1 protein-coding gene is annotated in these 577 nt (G+C 65.2%); it reads left to right on the forward strand.

Annotation, left to right across the window (positions count from 1 at the left end; genetic code table 11):
- Positions 1-224 precede the first annotated feature (224 nt).
- A partial coding sequence (locus tag VL15_RS39000; RefSeq protein ID WP_048252218.1) for a hypothetical protein occupies positions 225-577 on the forward strand: 353 nt, incomplete at its 3' end.

Genomic DNA, 577 nt, shown 5'->3' on the forward strand with positions numbered 1-577 from the left:
CACCCATCCCGCCCCCACAGCCGCGCGCGAAAACTCTCTCAAATCCTGGTAAAAAGCTGCGCAGTTTTTCTCGCTGCGGGCCTGACCGAGCAAGAAGAGAAAAAACATTCTCGTCTGCGCACGAAAAAATAGAGGCATTCGCTGCCCGTGCCCACACACGTCTTCCGACGTCCCGCCGCGCAGCCCAGAACAGAACAGAACAGCACAATCAGGAGACATCCCCCATGACCGCCCGCTTGCCCATCGACGGCACGCCTGCCCTGTCCGACTACCGCCTGACCGACAACCTGACCGCGACACGCGGCCGGATCTTCCTGACCGGCACACAAGCGCTGGTCCGCCTGCTGCTGATGCAGCGCACGGTCGACGCCGAGCAGGGGCTGAACACGGCCGGCTTCGTCAGCGGCTATCGCGGCTCGCCGCTCGGCATGGTCGACCAGCAGCTGTGGAAGGCGAAGAAACTGCTCGACGGCAGCGGCGTGCGCTTCCTGCCCGCGATCAACGAGGAACTCGGCGGTACGGCGGTGCTCGGCACGCAGCGCGTCGAGGCCGATCCCGAGCGCACGGTCGAGGGCGT

This window comes from Burkholderia cepacia, assembly GCF_001039005.1.
In the GTDB taxonomy this organism is placed as follows: domain Bacteria; phylum Pseudomonadota; class Gammaproteobacteria; order Burkholderiales; family Burkholderiaceae; genus Burkholderia; species Burkholderia theae.